Genomic DNA, 17,936 nt, shown 5'->3' with positions numbered 1-17,936 from the left:
GGTGGAACGGCGGACGGGCCCGGCCGGACGACGAGCACCATCGGGACGGGATCATGAACGGCACTGAGCACCGGAAGCAACGGATCTCCGACGTCTGGCACCGCGCCTGGAACGACGGCCGGGTCGACGCGCTGGACGAGCTGCTCGCGCCCGGATACGTGCGCCACACACAGTCCGGAGATCAGGACGCCGCGAGCCTGAAGAAGGCCATCACGATGGTCAAGCGGGCGTTTCCCGACCTCGTTACCACCATCGACGACCTCATCAGCGAGAATGAGAAGACGGTGGTCCGCTGGCACAGCGTGGGGACCCACCAGGGGGAGTTCCTCGACGTGCCCCCCACCGAACGCGAGGTCGTCGTCTCCGGCATCACCATCGCGCGCTTCGACGGGCCCCTCGTCGCCGAGGAGTGGGTCACCTGGGATCCGCGCGACCTCCTGACAACTCTCGGCATCCTGAGCCTCCGGGACGTCACATGACAGACACCACGAACATCGCCTCACCGGTCGTCGACGCCGATCACCTGCGTGCGTTCCACCGCAAGTTCGTCACCGGCGTGACCATCGTCACGACCGTGGACCGCGGCACGCCGCGGGGCCTCGCCGTCAACGCGTTCTCCAGCGTCTCGCTCGATCCGGCGCTGATCCTCGTCTGCGTGGCCAAGACCTCGTCCACCTACGAACCGCTGTTCCGCGCGGAGCGGTTCGCGGTGAACCTGCTCGCCGGCGACCAGGCCGGCGTGGCCCGGCACTTCGCGACCAAGAACCCCGACAAGTTCCGCGACGTGCACTGGCATATGGGCGAGCACGGCAGCCCGATCCTCGACGGAGCGTGCGCCAGTCTCGAGGCGGAGGTCCGCGAACGCGTCCGCGCCGCCACGCACACCATCTTCATCGGCCGGGTCCTCGCCGCGACCTGTCTCGACGTGGCCCCACTGGTGTACATGGGAGCCGGATTCTACGACGGGGCCCGGCTCGAGCCCGCCCAGGAAGGACCAGTGCCCTGATCCGGAATCCGGCCCGGCCGACGCCGGGCCGGACTTCAGGGGCCCCGTGCGCGCCATGTCGTCCAACGCCCTGCACCGACGCCGAACGCCGGCCCTGCCCGCCGAGTTGACCAGCTTCGTGGGACGCCGGCGGGAGATCGACGCCGTCCGGCGGCTGCTGTCCGAGTGCCGGATGGTGACGCTCACCGGCCCCGGCGGGGTCGGGAAGACCCGGCTGTCCCTCAAGGTCGCCGACGGCCTGCAGCGGGTGTTCCCCGACGGCGTGTGGTTCATCGAGCTGGCGTCGCTGGACCGGCCGGAGTTGCTCGCACATGCCATCGTCGAGGCGCTGGAGATCCGTGATCAATCCGCCCGGCCGCCTCTCGAGGTGCTCATCGAACACCTCGAGGGCACACGGACACTGCTCGTACTGGACAACTGCGAGCATCTGGTGCAGGCGTGCGCCGTCCTGGCCGATGCCCTGCTGGCCGCCGTGCCGGAGCTGCGGATCCTCGCCACGAGCCGGCAGCCCCTGGGGATCTTCGCCGAGCGGACGCTCAGCGTTCCGCCGCTGGCATTGCCGGACGCCGATGGAGCGCGCCCGGCCACGCCCGCCGTCTCCGACGCGATCCGGCTCTTCGGGGAACGGGCCATGGCGGTGGTGCCCGACTTCGCCATAACGGACGAGAACCGCGACGTGGTCGAGCGGATCTGTCACCGGCTCGACGGCATTCCCCTCGCCCTGGAGCTGGCGGCCGTACGGCTGCGGGTGTTGTCCGCGAGCGAGTTGCTCGACCGGCTCGACGATCGGTTCCGGCTGCTGGCGTCGGGTTCGAGGGCCGTCCTGCCCCGCCACCAGACCCTGCGAGCCCTGGTCGGCTGGAGTTACGGCCTGTGCGACGAGGAGGAGCGCCTGTTGTGGGCGCGGATCTCGGTGTTCACCGGCGGCCTGGACCTGGCCGCGGCCGAGGCGGTCTGCGCCGGTGACGGCATCGCCGAAGAGGAGATCGTCGACCTGGTGACCGGGCTGGTGGAGAAGTCCGTCCTGACCCGGGAGGAGGGCCCCTTCGGAGTCCGGTACCGGCTGCTCGACGTCATCCGGGAGTACGGCAGGGAACGCCTCGCCGAGTCCGGGCAGGAGGCGACGCTGCGTCGCCGCTACCGCGACCACTACCGGAGACTGGCCGCCGACGCGTGCGCCAATCTGTTCGGCCCGTCGCAGGTGGAGTGGTTCACCCGGCTGCGGGCCGACCACCCGAACCTGCGCGCCGCGCTGGAGCACTACCGCGCCGATCCCGACGGCGCCCCGGCCGGCCTGAGCATGGCCACCGACCTGCTCTACCACTGGATCAGCAGCTACTACCTCGGTGAGGGCCGCGACTGGCTCGAGCAGGGCCTCGCTGCGTACCCGCGGCCGGACGCCGTCCGGGCGCGGGCCCTGTGGACCTGCTCCTGGGTCGCGATCATCCAGGGCGACCTCGACGCGGCGGAGTCGATGCTCGAGGAGGGCCGCGCCATCGGGCAGCGTCTCGGGCTGACGTCGGTCCAGGCCTATGCCGCGCTCTACACGGGGATGATCGCCGTCTATCGGAACCAGGCCGAAGCTGCGATCACCTGCTACCGGGAGGCGGTGGCCCTGCACCGGACCACCGGTGACCTGGCCGGCCTGGTGCTCTCGCTCATGCGGCTGACCCTGGGCCACTCCCTGCGCGGCGAGTCCGCATGCGCCGTCGCCGCCGCGGAGGAGGGCATCGCCGTGTGCGACGCCCACGGGGAGGGATGGCACAAGGCGTACACGACATTCGCGCTCGGCGTCGAGGTGTGGCGCGAGGGCGACCTGCCACGCGCCGCATCCCTGGAACAGGAGAGCGTGCGCTTCAACCACGCGCTCGACGACCGGCTGGGCGTCGCGGTCGGTGAAGAGGTTCTGGCCTGGATCGCCGCCACGGGCGGGGACCACAAGAGGGCCGCCCTGCTCATGGGGATCCGGCGGCGGACCTGGCAGGCGATCAGCGCGCCGCTGTCCGGGTACGGGAATCTCCTCCGGTATCACGAGGAGTGCGAGGCGAATGTCCGCGCCGCCCTCGGCGACGATGCCTTCCAGGCCGCCGTCCGGCGCGGGGCCGCGATGCCCTACGACGAGGCGCTCGCCTACGTCCTCGAACAGCCTTCGCCCTCCTCCGGTCCGCGGAGCGCCGATCCCGGCTCGCCGCTCACCCGGCGGGAGACGGAGGTCGCCCGGCTCATCGCCAAGGGCCTGAGCAACCGGCAGATCGCCACCGCGCTCGTGGTCGCGGAGCGCACCGCGGAGGGCCACGTCGAGCGCATCCTCCACAAACTCGGCTTCCACTCCAGAACACAGATCGCGGCCTGGCTCATCGAACAAGAGGGAACCGGGAATTAACACCGGACACTTCTGTTCGCAACATGCGCCTGGGCGATATCGCCGCAGGTGACGTGGTGGAACATGGAGACAGGATCGCGTTACAGCGTGGCACTGTACGTCCCATCGGCGGGCTCGTAGCGTCAGCCGTCATAGGCGGGCGTTGTCCTTTTCGCCCTTAGGACGACATCTTTTCCGGAGGGAAGTTCCGATGAGCCCGATCGTGCGCGCGGCCCTGGTCCAGGCCACCTGGACCGGTGACACCGAGACGATGATCGCGAAACATGAGGAGCACGCCCGCGCGGCCGCCGCGCAGGGTGCGAAGGTCATCGGTTTCCAGGAGGTCTTCAACGCTCCGTACTTCTGCCAGGTCCAGGACGCCGAGCACTACCGGTGGGCCGAGCCGGTGCCGGACGGGCCGACCGTACGGCGGATGCAGGCGCTCGCCCGCGAGACCGGCATGGTCATCGTCGTGCCGGTCTTCGAGATCGAGCAGTCCGGCTTCTACTACAACACCGCGGCCGTCATCGACGCGGACGGCACCTTCCTCGGCAAATACCGCAAACACCACATCCCGCAGGTCAAGGGCTTCTGGGAGAAGTTCTACTTCCGGCCCGGCAATGTGGGCTGGCCGGTGTTCGACACGGCCGTCGGCCGCGTCGGCGTCTACATCTGCTACGACCGGCACTTCCCGGAGGGCTGGCGCGCCCTCGGCCTGGCCGGCGCGCAGCTCGTCTACAACCCGTCGGCGACACATCGGGGGCTGTCGTCGTACCTGTGGAAGCTGGAGCAGCCCGCCGCCGCGGTCGCCAACGAGTACTTCGTCGCCGCGATCAACCGGGTCGGGGTCGAGGAGTACGGCGACAACGACTTCTACGGCACCAGCTACTTCGTCGACCCGCGCGGTCAGTTCGTCGGCGACGTCGCCTCGGGCAAGGAGGAGGAGCTCGTCGTCCGCGACCTCGACTTCGGCCTGATCGACGAGGTCCGGCAGCAGTGGGCGTTCTACCGGGACCGCCGTCCGGACGCGTACGGCCCGCTCGTGGAACAGTGACCGGCAGAGCCGACCGAGGGAGGTAGCCGCATGGGGACCACCGTGATCCGCGGCGGACTGGTCATCACCGCCGCCGACGAGACGAACGCCGACATCCTCATCGAGTCCGGCCGGGTCACCGCGCTCGCCGCCCGCGACAGCGAGGTCGCGCGGCGCTGGGCGGAGTCCGCCGACCGCGTCATCGACGCCGCCGGCAAGTACGTGATCCCGGGCGGCGTCGACGCGCACACCCACATGGAGCTCCCGTTCGGCGGGACGTCCGCCTCCGACACGTTCGAGACGGGCACCCGCGCGGCCGCGTGGGGCGGCACGACGACGATCGTGGACTTCGCCGTGCAGTCCGTCGGGGAGTCGCTGCGCAGCGGGCTGGACGTCTGGCACGCCAAGGCCGACGGGCAGTGCGCGATCGACTACGCCTTCCACATGATCCTCTCCGACGTCAACGAGGACACGTTGAAGGAGATGGACGGCCTGGTCGACGAGGGCGTCACCAGTTTCAAGCTGTTCATGGCCTACCCGGGCGTCTTCTACAGCGACGACGGCCGGATCCTGCGCGCGATGCAGCGCTCCGCCGGCAACGGCGGGCTGATCATGATGCACGCCGAGAACGGCATCGCGATCGACGTGCTGGTCGAGCAGGCCCTCGCCGCCGGGCGCACCGACCCGCGCTACCACGGCGAGGTCCGCCAGGCGCTGCTGGAGGCCGAGGCCACCCATCGCGCGATCCAGCTCGCCCGGGTGGCCGGGGCACCGCTGTACGTCGTGCACGTCTCGGCGATGGAGGCCGTCGCCGAGCTCGCCCAGGCCCGCGACATGGGCCTGCCCGTCTTCGGCGAGACCTGCCCGCAGTACCTCTTCCTGTCCACCGACAACCTCGCCGAGCCGGACTTCGAGGGCGCCAAGTACGTCTGCTCCACGCCGCTGCGGCCCAAGGAGCACCAGGCGTACCTCTGGCGCGGCCTGCGCACGAACGACCTACAGGTGGTCTCCACGGACCACTGCCCCTTCTGCTTCAAGGGCCAGAAGGAGCTCGGCCTGGGCGACTTCTCGAAGATCCCGAACGGCCTGCCGGGAGTCGAGAACCGCATGGACCTGCTCCACCAGGCGGTCGTCGACGGCCACATCTCCCGGCGCCGCTGGATCGAGATCGCCTGCGCGACCCCGGCCCGGATGTTCGGCCTGTATCCCCGCAAGGGCACGATCGCGCCCGGCGCCGACGCCGACATCGTCATCTACGACCCGGACGCCACGCAGGTGATGTCCGCCGAGACCCACCACATGAACGTCGACTACTCGGCGTACGAGGGGCGGACCGTCAGCGGCCGGGTCCAGACCGTCCTGTCGCGCGGCGAGGTCGTCATCGACGACCGGTCCTACGCCGGCCGGGCGGCCACGGCCGGTTCGTCGCCCGCGAGACCTGCCAGTACCTCGGCTGAGAAAGGCGCGTGACATGGACTTCGGACTCGTCCTGCAGGCCGATCCGCCCGCGTCGGCGGTCGTCGAGCTGATGCGCCGCGCCGAGCAGGCCGGCTTCACCCACGGCTGGACCTTCGACTCGGCCGTGCTGTGGCAGGAGCCGTTCGTGATCTACAGCCAGATCCTGGCGCGGACCGAGCGCCTGATCGTGGGCCCCATGGTCACGAACCCCGGCACCCGGACGTGGGAGGTGACCGCCTCGACGTTCGCCACCCTCAACTCGATGTTCGGCGACCGGACCATCTGCGGCATCGGACGGGGCGACTCCGCGATGCGCGTGGCGGGCCGCCGCCCGAACACCCTCGCCGTGCTCGACGAGGCGATGCACGTCATCCGCGACCTCGCGGAGGGGCGCGCGGCGGAGGTCGACGGCACCTCCATCCGCATCCCGTGGGTGAAGGAGGGGTCCCGGCTGCCGGTCTGGATGGCGGCGTACGGGCCGAAGGCACTGGCCATGACCGGTGCGAAGGCCGACGGCTTCATCCTCCAGCTCGCCGACGTCTACCTCACCGAGTGGATGGTCAAGGCCGTCCGGGACGCCGCGGTCGCCGCCGGCCGTGACCCCGGCGACGTCACCATCTGCGTCGCCGCGCCCGCGTACGTCACCGAGGACGACTCGCCCGAGGCCCTGGCACACGCCCGCGAGCAGTGCCGCTGGTTCGGCGGCATGGTCGGCAACCACGTCGCCGACCTGGTGAGCAGGTACGGCGAGGCGTCCTCGCTCGTGCCCACCGAGCTCACCGACTACATCAAGGCCCGTCAGGGCTACGACTACGCGCACCATGGCCGCTCCGGCAACCCGGACACCGCGTTCGTCCCGGACGAGATCGTCGACCGGTTCTGCCTGATCGGCCCGGCCGAGGCCCACATCGCCAAGCTCGCGACCCTGCGGGATCTCGGCGTCGACCAGTTCGCCGTCTACGACATGCACGATGCCAAGGAATCGACCATCGACGCCTACGGAAAGACGATCATTCCCGCGCTGACCGGCTGACCCCGGCGCGCCCGGCCGTCCGGCGTCGTCCGGAAGGCGGTCGCCTGTCACCCCCTGCAGACGACCGCCTGCCGTCCCCGGGAGGCGACCACCCGTCGCCCCCGGGAGGCGAGCGTCTCTACGGCGTCCCCTTCGTCCCAGCCTCTCCCGAGGAGTCGCCCATGACCGCCACCTCGCCCTCGGAACCCGCCGTCTCCGATGGCCGCGTCGAGCTCTCGCCCGGCGCCGCCGCGCCCACCGGCCCGTACGCCAATGAGGACCTGCTGCCCGTCCCCATCGCCAAGCGGCGGTGGACGACCTACAACTTCACCGCGCTGTGGGTCGGCATGGCCCACAACCTCGCCTCCTGGACGCTCGCCTCCAGCCTCGTCGCGCTCGGCATGGACTGGAAACAGGCGGTCTTCACGATCGCCCTCGCGAACGTCATCGTCCTCGTGCCGATGCTGCTCACCGGCCATGCCGGGCCGCGCTACGGCATCCCGTTCCCGGTCTTCGCGCGCGCCTCGTTCGGGGTCCGGGGCGCGAACCTGCCCGCGCTGGTCCGCGCCGCGGTCGCCTGCGCGTGGTTCGGCATCCAGACCTGGATCGGCGGGTCCGGCATCTTCCTGCTCGCCGGGAAGCTCCTCGGCGACTCGTGGACCGGCGCCGCCCACGTCGGCGGCTATCCCTGGACGCAGTGGCTGTCCTTCGCGCTGTTCTGGGTCCTGCAGATCGCGATCATCATGCGCGGCATGGAGACGCTGCGCCGCTTCGAGAACTGGGCGGCGCCCTTCGTCATCGTCGGCGCGATCGCGCTGCTGATCTGGATGAGCGTCAAGGCCGGCGGGTTCGGCCCGATCATCGACCAGCCGTCGAAACTCGGGTGGGGCTCGGGCTTCTGGAAGGTCTTCTTCCCGGCCCTCATGGGCATGATCGGGTTCTGGTCCACCCTGTCGCTGAACATCCCCGACTTCACCCGGTACGGCGCGAACCAGCGCGCGCAGTTCTGGGGCCAGTCGCTCGGCCTGCCGACCACGATGACCGCGTTCGCGCTCCTGTCGGTCCTGGTGACCTCCGGCTCGCAGGCGGTGTACGGCAAGGCGATCTGGGACCCGATCGAGCTCACCGCCAAGCTCGACAACTGGGCGGGCGTGCTCTACGCGCTGGTCACCGTGCTCATCGCGACCCTCTCGGTGAACATCGCCGCCAACGTCGTCTCGCCGGCGTTCGACCTGTCCAACATCGCGCCGCGGCACATCACCTTCCGAACCGGCGCCCTGATCACCGCGGTCGTCGGCGTCGTCATCTTCCCGTGGAAGCTGCTGGCCAGCCCGCAGGCGTACATCTTCACCTGGCTCGGCACGGTCGGCGGCCTGCTCGGCACCGTGGCCGGGATCCTCATCGCCGACTACTGGGTGCTCCGCCGCACCCGGCTGGACCTGCCCGACCTGTACCGGGCGGAGGGCCGCTACTGGTACCACGGAGGGTGGAACTGGCGGGCCGTCGTCGCCTTCGTGGTCGGCGGCGTGCTCGCCATCGGCGGCTCGTACTCCGCCCCCGGCACCGGCCCGTTCCCCGCCGACGGCCTGATCCCGGTGCTCAAGCCCCTCGCCGACTACGGCTGGGCCGTCGGGCTCGGCTCGGCGTTCGTCCTGTACATCCTGCTGACCCGCCTGTTCCCGGTCACCCGCCGGATCGCCGGCCCGGCCCCGGAGGGCGCGCCGGCGTAGTCCCCCGTCGTACGGATGCCCGGTGGCCTGTCGGGGCCCGGTCACCGGGCATCCCGTACGCGCTCGGCGCGGCGGCGTGATCAGCCGCCGAAGGCGGAGATGACCGAGTTGTAGGCCGGCTTCTTGGCGTAGTTGCCGTCGAACAGCAGCGGGGTGCTGCCGCTCCGCCAGGAGTACTTGTCGGTGACGCCCCAGGTCGTGATGCTCGTGCAGCGCGAGACGGCGACGCAGGCGCGGATCACCTTGGCGTAGTCGTTGGCCTGCTGCTGGCCGGAGCCGGCGATGTCGAGCTCGGTGATGTTCACGTCGACGCCGAGGTTGGCGAAGCGCTGCAGGTTGGCCTGGTAGTCACCGGGGACCTGGTTGCTGCCGAGGTGGGACTGGAAGCCGACGCAGTCGATGGGGACGCCGCGGTTCTTGAAACCCTGCACCATGGCGTAGATCGCGTTGCTCTTCGCGTTCTGCCCGTCGGTGTTGTAGTCGTTGTAGCAGAGCTTGGCGTTCGGGTCGGCGCTGTGCGCGGCGCGGAACGCGTTCTCGATGTAGGCGTTGCCGATGCGCTGCTGGAACACCGACTGGCGGCGCGAGCCGTCCTCGTTGAACGCCTCGTTCACCACGTCCCAGTACCAGATCTTGCCCCGGTAGTGGCCGGCGACCTGCGCGATGTGGTTGGTCATCGCGTTGTTCAGGTCCGAGCCGGAGGAGATGCCGCTCACCCAGCCCGGAAGCTGGTTGTGCCACACCAGCGTGTGACCGCGGATCTTCATGCCGTGGCTCTGCGCGTGCGCGACGATCGAGTCCGCCGCGCCGAAGTTGAAGGACCCGCGCGACGGCTCCGTCGTGTCCCACTTCATCTCGTTCTCCGGCGTCACGCCGGAGAACTCGGTGTCGAGGGTGCTCGCGTACTGGGACTCGCCGAGGTGGTAGTTGGCGACGGCGGCGCCGAACGTCTTGCCCTTCGACGCGGCGGCGGACTTCAGCGTGCTCGCGGCGTTCGCGGCGGGCGCGGCGGCTACCGAGAGGGCGGCCGCGGCGACGACCGCCGTCACGGCGGACGGCAGGGCCGAGCGGGTCGTGCGCCGGCGGGGCGTCCGGGGGATCTTGATCACTGATCCTGCTCCTCACCTGAAGGCGAAGCGGCGTGGCACGCGCGGAGCGCGCGCCCCCTTACTCACGCGGTGGGAGCGTTCGGGACGACAGTAGGACGACCGGCGGAACGCGATCAATCCGCTCGGGCGTCACGCCCCGCGCGGCCCGGCGATCGAACCGCTCTGGCCTGCGTCGACACCCGCGGGTGGGTCACCGTCCGGCCGTCAATGACCGTGAAAGCTTCACCGATCGCCGCTCTTGTTCGCGTAACGATCTCCTTGCCCGGGGCGGGGACTATCCCACCTGAGCGGGGGAAGTATTGCCTGGTCAACGGCATGATGTCGGGGTGGGTGGGGTGTGATCGGTTCTCTCGGGAGTTCGGCGATGGCGGCCGCGGGACGGTCGCTGAGACTGGCCGCCGGCGGTGTGGCGGTCACCGGATGCGTGGCCGGGCACGCTGCCCGCTGGACGGGCCGCGGGGCGGATACGGGACGCCGTGCCGTGTCCCGGGTCATGTCGGCGATGCGGCCGGCTGCGGGCGGGGTGTGGCAGGTGCCCGCCGCGGCCGGTGAGATGAGGCTGCGCGCCGGGGAGATCTTCGTCGTGACGGCCGGCGAACTGCGCGACGTGGGGCGGCACCGGTTCCGGCGGCGGATGTGGTGCCGTGACGGTGAGGCTCATCTCGAGGTCCGCGGGCTGGCGGGCGCCGACGGGGATGTCCTGGGCGATGAGGTCACCGAGGCCCTCGGCCGGCTGAAGGGCGTGCACTGGGCCGAGATCAACGCCGTCACGCAGCAGGTTCTCGTCTCGTTCGACAACGACCACGTGGAGCTCGAGACGCTCCTCGCCACCGTCGAGGCGGTCGAAGAGGAGCACGGCGCGCAGGCGGAGCCCTTCGCACGCTTGAAACCGGAGATTCCCGGCGACCGCTCGGCGGAGTACTCCGCGACCGTGGCGCTCGCCTCGGGCCTGGCCGGAGCGGTGCTGGCCACCGCGGGCCGGCTGAGCCTGCGTACGCTGCCGCACCAGGCGATACGGCTGCCCGTCGTGCTCGCCGAGTCCCAGCCGCGGTTGCGCGCCGCGCTGGAGAGCCGGCTCGGTAAGACGCACTCGGACCTACTGTTCCAGCTCGTCGATTCCGGCGCCTACGTCGCCACCGCCGACCCGTTCCCGCTGACCGTGGACGTGGCCGCGCGTGCGCTGGGGCTGATGGAGGCGCGATCACGGCGACTGGTCTGGGAACGACGGGCACTGGAACTGCGCGCGTATCAGTCCGCGCCGGCCGCCGCATCACGCCCCGCCCGCCCGACGCCGCTCCCGCGAGGCCCGATCGAGAAGGCCGGCGAGCGGTCCTCGCTCGCCGCGCTGGCCGCCGCCGGCGGTGTGCTCGCCTGGACCCGCGATGCCGGCAAGGCCGCGGACCTGCTCCTCGCCACGGTGCCGAAGGCGGCCCGGTCCGGCAGGGAGGGGTTCGCCGCGATGCTCTGCCACGAGCTGAGCCGGACGGGCACACTGCCGATGAACACCTCCGCGCTCCGCCACCTGGACCGTGTCTCGGCGGTGGTCATCGACTCGGCGGTGCTCGCCCGTGGCGGTGAACCCGATCCGCTGGCCGACGCGTTGATCGGGGCGGCGCGTTCCGGCGGGCTCCGGGTGCTCTTGACCGAGCATCCGGCCGCCGCCGACTTCGCCTCATGGGCGGATGAGACGGTTCCGGCCGGGACGGACCTCGCCGACCGGATCCGCCACCTGCAGGCGGAGGGTCATTGCGTGCTGGTGATCAGCAACCGCGACGACGCGGCCCTGGCCGCCGCGGATGTCGGCGTCGCCGTGCTGTGCGGGCCGTGGGTGTGCTGGTCCGCCGATCTCATCTGCGGTCCCGGCCTGGAGCAGGCATGGCGGGTTCTGCGGAGCCTTCAGGTGGCGCGGGAGGTCAGCGAGCGATCGGCCCGCCTCGCGGTCGGCGGTGGCGCCTTGGGAGCGTTGCTGGCGGCGTCGGGCCGGCGGCGCACCCGGGCCGGACTCGCCCCCGCCCACAGCGCCGCCGGCGTCGCCGTTCTCAGCGGTGCGATCAGCGCCCGGCGGCTGGCCCGGTCGCCCGTGCCCGAACCGGAACCGCGAGGCCGCTGGCACGAGATGACCGCCGAGGAGGTTCTCCACCGACTCGGTGAGACCGCCACCGCCGTCAAGGACGCGGAACGCGATCGCGAGAAGGCGCGGCCCGGCGGGCTGATGACACAGCTCGGCCATGCGGTGAGCGGGGAGCTACGAGACCCGTTGACGCCGGTGCTGGCGCTCGGGGCGGCGGCCTCGGCGATCGTCGGGTCGGGTGTGGACGCCGCGCTGGTCGGCGGGGTGATGGCGGGGAACGCGGTGATCGGCGGGCTGCAACGGGTCCGCGCCGAACGCGCCCTGCGGTCCCTGCTCCTCGGTGAGCGGCTGCCCGCGAGGCTGATCGGCGACGATGGGACCGTCCGGTCCGTGCCCGCCGATCGGCTCAAACCCGGAGACGTCATCTCCCTGCACGGCTCTGACGTCGTCCCGGCCGACGTGCGGCTGCTGGACTGTGAATGCCTGGAGGTCGACGAGGCCACTCTCACCGGTGAGTCCCTGCCCGTGCCCAAGGACCCGGCCGCCACACCCGGCGCCGATCTCGCGGACCGGTCCTGCATGCTGTACGAGGGCACGACGATCATCACCGGAAGGGCACGCGGAGTGGTCGTCGCGGCCGGTACGGCCACCGAGGCGGGCAGGGCCGCGTCGGCCGTCGGCGATGCCGCGCAGCCGGTCGGTGTGCAGGCACGCCTGGGAGAGCTGACTCGCATCACCATGCCCACGGCCGGGATCGCGGGCGCCGCGGTGACCGCGCTGTCGCTGGCCCATCACGTGCCTGTCCGGCAGGCGATCGCCTCCGGCGTCGCGATCGCGGTCGCCGCCGTTCCCGAAGGGCTGCCGCTGGTCGCGACGGTGTCCCAGCTGGCGGCGGCACGGCGACTGTCCAAGCACGGAATCCTCGTACGGTCACCGCGGACACTCGAGGCACTCGGGCGCGTCGACACCTTCTGCTTCGACAAGACCGGCACCCTCACCGAAGGCAGACTCACGCTCGCCCGCCTGGCCGACATCGACCACGAACTGCGCGAGGACGACGAGCAGGGACGCCGTCTGCTGCGCGCCGCCGCCCGCGCCTGCCCCAAGGCCGAAGACGTGATCATCCACGCGACCGACCGGGCCATCGTGGAGCGAGCCGGCGAGCGGCTCGGTCCCGATGAGGACTGGCAGCTGTCGTGGGAGATGCCGTTCGAGACGAACCGGGGATACGCCGCGTCGTGCGGCACGAACTCCCCCGGCCTCGTCCTGGCCGTCAAAGGGGCACCGGAGGTGATCCTCAGCCGCTGCGCCCGGGACCACCTCGGCCGGCCGTTGACACCGGACCGGTTGCGGGCCGCGACCGCCCGCGTCGAAAGCCTCGCCGCGGACGGGCTGCGGGTCATCGCCGTCGCCGAGAACCATCTCTGCGACGAACCACTGCCGTGCGACCTCGACGCGCTCGCCCATGAGCTGACCCTGCTCGGATTCGTCGCGATCGCCGATCTGCCGCGGCCCACCGCGTCGGCGACCATCGAGCGGCTCACCAAGGCAGGCGTCCGGATCGCCCTGATCACCGGCGATCATCCGACCACCGCCACGGCCGTCGCCCGGCAGCTGGGCATTCCCCACGCCGACGCGGTGCTCACCGGAGCCGAACTCGACCTGCTGTCGGAACAGCAGCGACTCGACCGGGTGCGCCGTACGAGCGTGTTCGCCCGGGTCTCACCCGAACACAAGGTCCGCATCGTGCAGGCGTTGCAGCAGGCCGGGCACGTCGTGGCGATGACCGGGGACGGCGCGAACGACGCGGCGGCGATCCGGCTCGCCGACGTCGGAATCGGCATGGCCGCCAGGTCGTCCACCGCCGCGCGAGGCGCCGCCGACCTGGTGCTCACCGACCCGGACCCGCTCCGCCTCATCGAGGCGCTCGCCGAGGGCCGCGCGCTGTGGAGCCGGGTACGCGACGCGGTGTCGATCCTGGTGGGCGGGAACGCCGGGGAGGTCGCCTTCACGCTCCTCGGCACCGCGATCGGCGGCCGGGCGCCCCTCAACACCCGGCAACTGCTGCTGGTGAACATGCTCACCGACATGCTGCCGGCTCTCGCCGTCGCGCTCAGAACCGACGACCGTTCGCCCGGCGGACAGGGCGACGGCATCCTCGCCGCCGGTCCGGTCACCCTGTCCGGAGCCGACCTGGCACGCACCCTCGCCACCCGCGGCGGCGCCACCGCCCTCGGCGCGAGCCTCGCCTGGTACGCGGGCCGGATCACCGGCCGCTCGCGCCGAGCCGACACCATGGGGCTGGCGGCGCTGGTGAGCACCCAGCTCGGCCAGACCCTGAGCATCGGCCGAGGCAACCCGCTCGTCCTGGTCACCTGTGTCGCCTCCGCGGCGGTACTGGTCGGCATCGTGGAGACGCCCGGCGTCAGCCACTTCTTCGGCTGCACCCCGCTGGGCCCGATCGCCTGGGGAACCGTCGCCGCGTCCTCGGCCGCCGGCACGGCGGCCGCCGCCCTCGCACCCCGGATACTCCCGCCGACGGCCGGATAGTCGGCGAAGGCAGCGAGGTCGAGGCCGGTCGCGCGAAGGTCAGGGGCCGGTCGTACGAGGCCGCGAGGTCAGGCGCCGGTCGCGGAGAGGACGCGAGACGTCAGGGGCCGGACCCGCGCTGGCCCTCGTGGGCGAGGAGGGCGACGTACAGGGAGGTGAGGCGCTCCCAGTCCTCCAGGTCGATGCCGAGCAGCGCCTCGATGCGCTGCAGACGCCGGTAGAGCGTGGGGCGGCTGACGTGGAGCGCCTGGGCGGCGAGGGACTTGTTGCGCCCGGTCTCCATGTAGGTGCGCAGCACGCCGAGCAGGGACGGGTCGCGCAGCAGCGGGCCGAGTTCGCGTTCGATGAAGGCCTGGAGCTCCGGATCGTCCCGCAGCAGGCGTACCAGCCCGCGCAGGCGTACGTCGCCCAGCCGTGCCACCGGGCCGGCGGTGCGGCCATGGCCGCGTCGGCGACGTGGACCGCCTCGACGAAGGAGCGGCGCACCTCGTCCAGCATCGAGCAGGCGAAGCCGACGCCGAGCACGGCACCCCGGCCGCGGGCGTTCAGGGACTCCCGGACGCGCACCGCGACACGGCACACGGCGGCGTCGGAGTCCTCGCCGTACGGGATGCTCAGCAGGGCGGCCGTGCCCTCCTCGCCGATCCGCGCGACGAGCCCGGCCACCTCGGGAACCTCCGACACGGCCCGCTCGATCAGCTCCGGGACGCCGTCGGGCTCCGTGTCGCCGGGCCCGTCGTCGAGGAGACGGACCACCAGAGGGACGAACGTCCGGCGGTTCACCGGCAGGCCGGCGGCCCGTACGCGAGTGAACAGCTGCTCGGGCCGGGCCGATCCGGAGGCCAGGTCCAGCAGCAGCGCCTCAGCCGCCTGCGCCTCCCAGCCGTGGTCGCGGTCGCCGAGCAGGCGGTGCATGGCCAGAGCCTCGGCCGCCCGCGTACCCAGCACGAGGCCGAACTCATCCGAGCCGGCGTAGCCGAAGAACACGAGCCGGCCCCACTGCCGACCGCGGGCCTCCAGGGAGACCACGATCCAACCGTCGGGTTCGACGGTGACCGGTCCGCTGCCGGCGAGCTCGGCGACCTGCCGGGACACGCGGTCCCAGTCGCGGAGCAGTTCGCTGAGCGAGGCCTTGTCGCCGGCCGAGGCGAGGACCCGCTGCGCGAGGTTGACCAGCACGACCGGACAGCCGCCGTAGCAGGCGATCTCGTCGAGCAGCTGTTGCAGCGTCGCCCCGGAGAGGTTCAGGGCGGTGAGCGAGGACCGGATCCGGTCGGACAGGTCCAGCGTGGCGAACCGGCCGTGAAGCAGGCGCGAGTGGACCTCCTCCGTCAGCCGGACGAACGGCGCCGGCCGGTGCAGGATGATCAGCGGCACCCCGCAGCGCTCGGCCGCCCGGCGCATGGCCTCCGGCGTGGTCCGGAACGCCCGGCCGAGGCCGAGCACGACGGCGGCGACGTCGGCGCGGCGCATCGACTCGATGTAGTCCGTCTGGAGCCGCTCGTCGCCGGCCAGCAGCAGCCCGGTGGTCAGCACCATCTCCCCGCCGGTGAGCATCACGGCGACGTCGGCGGCCTCGGCGACGTGCAGCCAGCGGACCGGCCGGTCGAGGTGTGCCGCACCCGCCACGACCTCCGGCCCCCACGTCGCGACCAGGTCCAGCCGCAGGATGTCGCGGACCGTGAGCCGGGCGTCCGCCGTCTCCGATGGATCGGCCTCCGGGGGCCGGCCGTCCCAAGCCGTGGCGTTCGTCCTGCGCACGTCGCCATCGCGGCCGACCTGCCGCGACTCGGGACGAACGTGCTCGACGTCCCGGCGCGCGTTCATGTGCCGATGCTACGCGGTATCGCCCACCCGGCCGGAGATCTCGCGCCGGGGTTCTGCGTCGGAGGCGGGAAGAGCTTGGTGACATGATGGCTTCCGCGATGCTCCGTACGATCACGACGCCATTGGGAGACCGAGCATGACAGAGCGGGCCGACCGGAACATCAAGGCGCTGCGCACCGGCCACGACCTGCTGGCCGCCCGCGTGCGCGGGTTCGGCGAGGCCGATCTCACCCGCCCGTCGGGGGCGTCCGAGTGGGACGTCTCCCAGGTGCTGAGCCACCTGGGCAGCGGCGCGGAGATCTCCCTCGCCGTGCTCGACGGCGCGCTGAGCGGCAAGGGCCATCCCGGCGGGGAGTTCAACCAGACCGTCTGGGCGCGGTGGGACGCCATGTCGCCCGCCGAACGCGCCGAGGCGTTCGTGCGCTCGAACGACGTGCTGGTCACCCGGTTCGAGGAGCTCGACGCTCCGACCCGGGAAGGGCTGCGCGTCGACATGGGGTTCCTGCCCGCCCCAGTGGACGTCGCCACCGTTACCCAGCTGCGTCTCGCCGAGTTCACCCATCACACCTGGGACGTCGAGGTCGCGTTCGACCCGGCGGCGGCCCTGTCGCCGGAGGGCACCGACCTGCTGGTCGACCACGCCGGCATGCTGATCGGCTTCCTCGGCAGGGCCGATGCCCTCGGGGGCCGCCAGGTGACCTTCGCGGTACGGACGACCGCCCCGGAGCGAGAGTTCGGCCTCGCCGTACGCGACGCGGTGACGCTCGTGGAGTCCCCCGCCCAGCCCGACGGGGTCCTCACCGCTCCGGCGGAGTGGTGGCTGCGCCTCGTCACCGGCCGGCACGCGCCCGCGCACACCCCGGACTCGGTCACCCTCACCTCGGACGCGATCACGCTCGACGATCTGCGCCGAGTGTTCCCGGGCTTCTGAGAGGGCATCCCGTGCCGCCGTCCTCCGACGTTCTGACCCGTCCGGCGCCCGATCCGGACGCGACGGTGGCCTACGGGCGCCTGCCGGACCAGGTTGCCGACCTGCGGTTCCCCCGGGGAGATCGCCCGGCGACGAGGCCGCTCGTGATCATCGTGCACGGCGGTTTCTGGCGTTCCCGCTTCGATCGGGCGCACACCGGCCCGATGGCCGACGACCTGGCCTCCCGCGGCTTCGCCACGGCCGCGATCGAGTACCGCCGCGTCGGTCAGGACGGCGGCGGCTGGCCGGGCACCTTCGACGACGTCGCCCGCGCCGTCGACACCGTGCCGGCGCTCGCCGACGAGGCCGTCCCGGGCGGGATCGGCGACGTCGTGCTGCTCGGCCATTCCGCGGGAGGGCACCTCGCGCTGTGGGCCGCCTCCCGCGCTCGGCTGCCCACGTCGGCCCCCTGGCACCTGCCCGAGCCGCCGGGCGTGCGCGGCGTCGTCGCGCTGGCTCCGGTGGCGGCCCTCGCCGTGGCGTCGGAGCTGGCCCTGAGCGACGGCGCCGCCGACGAACTGCTCGGCGGCCCCGCGGCCGGTCTGCCCGAGCGGACCGCGCTCGCCGACCCGTCGGCGCTGCTGCCCTCCTCGATCCCGTCCGTGCTGGTCCACGGCTCGGCGGACGACAGTGTCCCGGTCGAGCAGTCGCGGGCGTACGCGCGGGCGGCCGGCGCGGCGGGAGACGACTGCACCCTCACCGAGCTGCCCGGCGTCGGCCACTTCGCGGTGATCGACCCGCTCACGGACGCCTGGCCGGCCGTGCTCGGCGCGCTGTCCCGCCTCCTGGGCGCCGGGTGACAGTGGCG

The 17,936-nt window shown here is 71.9% G+C and carries 11 protein-coding genes and 2 pseudogenes; 10 read left to right on the top strand and 3 right to left on the bottom strand.

Annotated features, from left to right (window positions below):
* Positions 1-53: 53 nt before the first annotated feature.
* The 7 genes and pseudogenes from ACYVF7_RS26315 to ACYVF7_RS26285 all read left to right on the top strand — a co-directional run bounded on the left by ACYVF7_RS26315 (position 54) and on the right by ACYVF7_RS26285 (position 8,601).
* Complete coding sequence (locus ACYVF7_RS26315) at positions 54-479, top strand: ester cyclase (RefSeq protein WP_460345934.1); 426 nt, start codon at positions 54-56, stop codon at positions 477-479.
* Positions 476-1,006: a flavin reductase family protein gene (locus ACYVF7_RS26310; protein WP_460345931.1), complete on the top strand. Its 531-nt coding sequence runs from the start codon at positions 476-478 to the stop codon at positions 1,004-1,006. Before ACYVF7_RS26315 ends, ACYVF7_RS26310 begins: the two co-directional genes overlap by 4 nt.
* A 55-nt stretch (positions 1,007-1,061) precedes the next feature.
* Positions 1,062-3,389, top strand: coding sequence for an ATP-binding protein (locus tag ACYVF7_RS26305; RefSeq protein ID WP_460345928.1), 2,328 nt, complete (start codon positions 1,062-1,064; stop codon positions 3,387-3,389).
* A 190-nt stretch (positions 3,390-3,579) separates the two neighbouring features.
* Positions 3,580-4,422, top strand: a complete 843-nt coding sequence (locus ACYVF7_RS26300) for a nitrilase-related carbon-nitrogen hydrolase (protein ID WP_460345925.1) — start codon at positions 3,580-3,582, stop codon at positions 4,420-4,422.
* A 30-nt stretch (positions 4,423-4,452) separates the two neighbouring features.
* Positions 4,453-5,858: pseudogene (gene hydA / locus ACYVF7_RS26295) on the top strand (dihydropyrimidinase).
* Positions 5,859-5,872: 14 nt separating this feature from the next.
* Positions 5,873-6,892, top strand: a complete 1,020-nt coding sequence (locus tag ACYVF7_RS26290) for a TIGR03842 family LLM class F420-dependent oxidoreductase (RefSeq protein ID WP_460345923.1) — start codon at positions 5,873-5,875, stop codon at positions 6,890-6,892.
* 161 nt (positions 6,893-7,053) lie between these two features.
* Positions 7,054-8,601: an NCS1 family nucleobase:cation symporter-1 gene (locus ACYVF7_RS26285; RefSeq protein WP_460345921.1), complete on the top strand. Its 1,548-nt coding sequence runs from the start codon at positions 7,054-7,056 to the stop codon at positions 8,599-8,601.
* Positions 8,602-8,681: 80 nt separating this feature from the next.
* Here the strand turns inward: ACYVF7_RS26285 and ACYVF7_RS26280 are convergent, their stop codons facing one another.
* Positions 8,682-9,710 (bottom strand): endo-1,4-beta-xylanase, encoded by a 1,029-nt coding sequence (locus ACYVF7_RS26280; RefSeq protein WP_460345918.1) that lies wholly within the window; start codon positions 9,708-9,710, stop codon positions 8,682-8,684.
* A 364-nt stretch (positions 9,711-10,074) separates the two neighbouring features.
* Between ACYVF7_RS26280 and ACYVF7_RS26275 the strand changes: the two genes are divergently transcribed.
* A complete protein-coding gene (locus tag ACYVF7_RS26275; protein WP_460345915.1) occupies positions 10,075-14,331 on the top strand; it encodes an HAD-IC family P-type ATPase in 4,257 nt (1,418 codons plus the stop codon).
* 100 nt (positions 14,332-14,431) lie between these two features.
* On the opposite strand, the gene ACYVF7_RS26270 is transcribed toward ACYVF7_RS26275, so the two are convergent.
* Positions 14,432-14,614: a helix-turn-helix domain-containing protein gene (locus ACYVF7_RS26270; protein WP_460358127.1), complete on the bottom strand. Its 183-nt coding sequence runs from the start codon at positions 14,612-14,614 to the stop codon at positions 14,432-14,434.
* A 176-nt stretch (positions 14,615-14,790) separates the two neighbouring features.
* Positions 14,791-16,158 (bottom strand): annotated as a pseudogene (locus ACYVF7_RS26265) (PucR family transcriptional regulator ligand-binding domain-containing protein); the annotation flags it as partial.
* A gap of 136 nt (positions 16,159-16,294) precedes the next feature.
* Here ACYVF7_RS26265 and ACYVF7_RS26260 point away from each other — a divergent pair.
* Together ACYVF7_RS26260 and ACYVF7_RS26255 are read left to right on the top strand one after the other, a co-directional pair.
* Entirely contained in the window at positions 16,295-17,089 is a 795-nt protein-coding gene (locus tag ACYVF7_RS26260; RefSeq protein WP_460345912.1) for a maleylpyruvate isomerase family mycothiol-dependent enzyme, read from the top strand.
* Between the two features lie 11 nt (positions 17,090-17,100).
* Complete coding sequence (locus tag ACYVF7_RS26255; RefSeq protein ID WP_460345910.1) at positions 17,101-17,928, top strand: alpha/beta hydrolase family protein; 828 nt, start codon at positions 17,101-17,103, stop codon at positions 17,926-17,928.
* Positions 17,929-17,936: the final 8 nt, after the last annotated feature.

This window comes from Actinoallomurus acanthiterrae (assembly GCF_054775715.1).
Note: the sequence above shows the minus strand (reverse complement) of the source record. Positions and strands in the feature narration are given on the sequence as shown.

Excerpts from the sequence above, each read along its gene's own strand:
- ACYVF7_RS26305 (WP_460345928.1), top strand. The coding sequence starts at position 1,062 with ATGTCGTCCAACGCCCTGCACCGACGCCGAACGCCGGCCCTGCCCGCC.
- ACYVF7_RS26260 (WP_460345912.1), top strand. The coding sequence starts at position 16,295 with ATGACAGAGCGGGCCGACCGGAACATCAAGGCGCTGCGCACCGGCCAC.
- ACYVF7_RS26310 (WP_460345931.1), top strand. The coding sequence starts at position 476 with ATGACAGACACCACGAACATCGCCTCACCGGTCGTCGACGCCGATCAC.
- ACYVF7_RS26270 (WP_460358127.1), bottom strand. The coding sequence starts at position 14,614 with ATGGAGACCGGGCGCAACAAGTCCCTCGCCGCCCAGGCGCTCCACGTC.
- ACYVF7_RS26300 (WP_460345925.1), top strand. The coding sequence starts at position 3,580 with ATGAGCCCGATCGTGCGCGCGGCCCTGGTCCAGGCCACCTGGACCGGT.
- ACYVF7_RS26275 (WP_460345915.1), top strand. The coding sequence starts at position 10,075 with ATGGCGGCCGCGGGACGGTCGCTGAGACTGGCCGCCGGCGGTGTGGCG.
- ACYVF7_RS26285 (WP_460345921.1), top strand. The coding sequence starts at position 7,054 with ATGACCGCCACCTCGCCCTCGGAACCCGCCGTCTCCGATGGCCGCGTC.
- ACYVF7_RS26290 (WP_460345923.1), top strand. The coding sequence starts at position 5,873 with ATGGACTTCGGACTCGTCCTGCAGGCCGATCCGCCCGCGTCGGCGGTC.
- ACYVF7_RS26315 (WP_460345934.1), top strand. The coding sequence starts at position 54 with ATGAACGGCACTGAGCACCGGAAGCAACGGATCTCCGACGTCTGGCAC.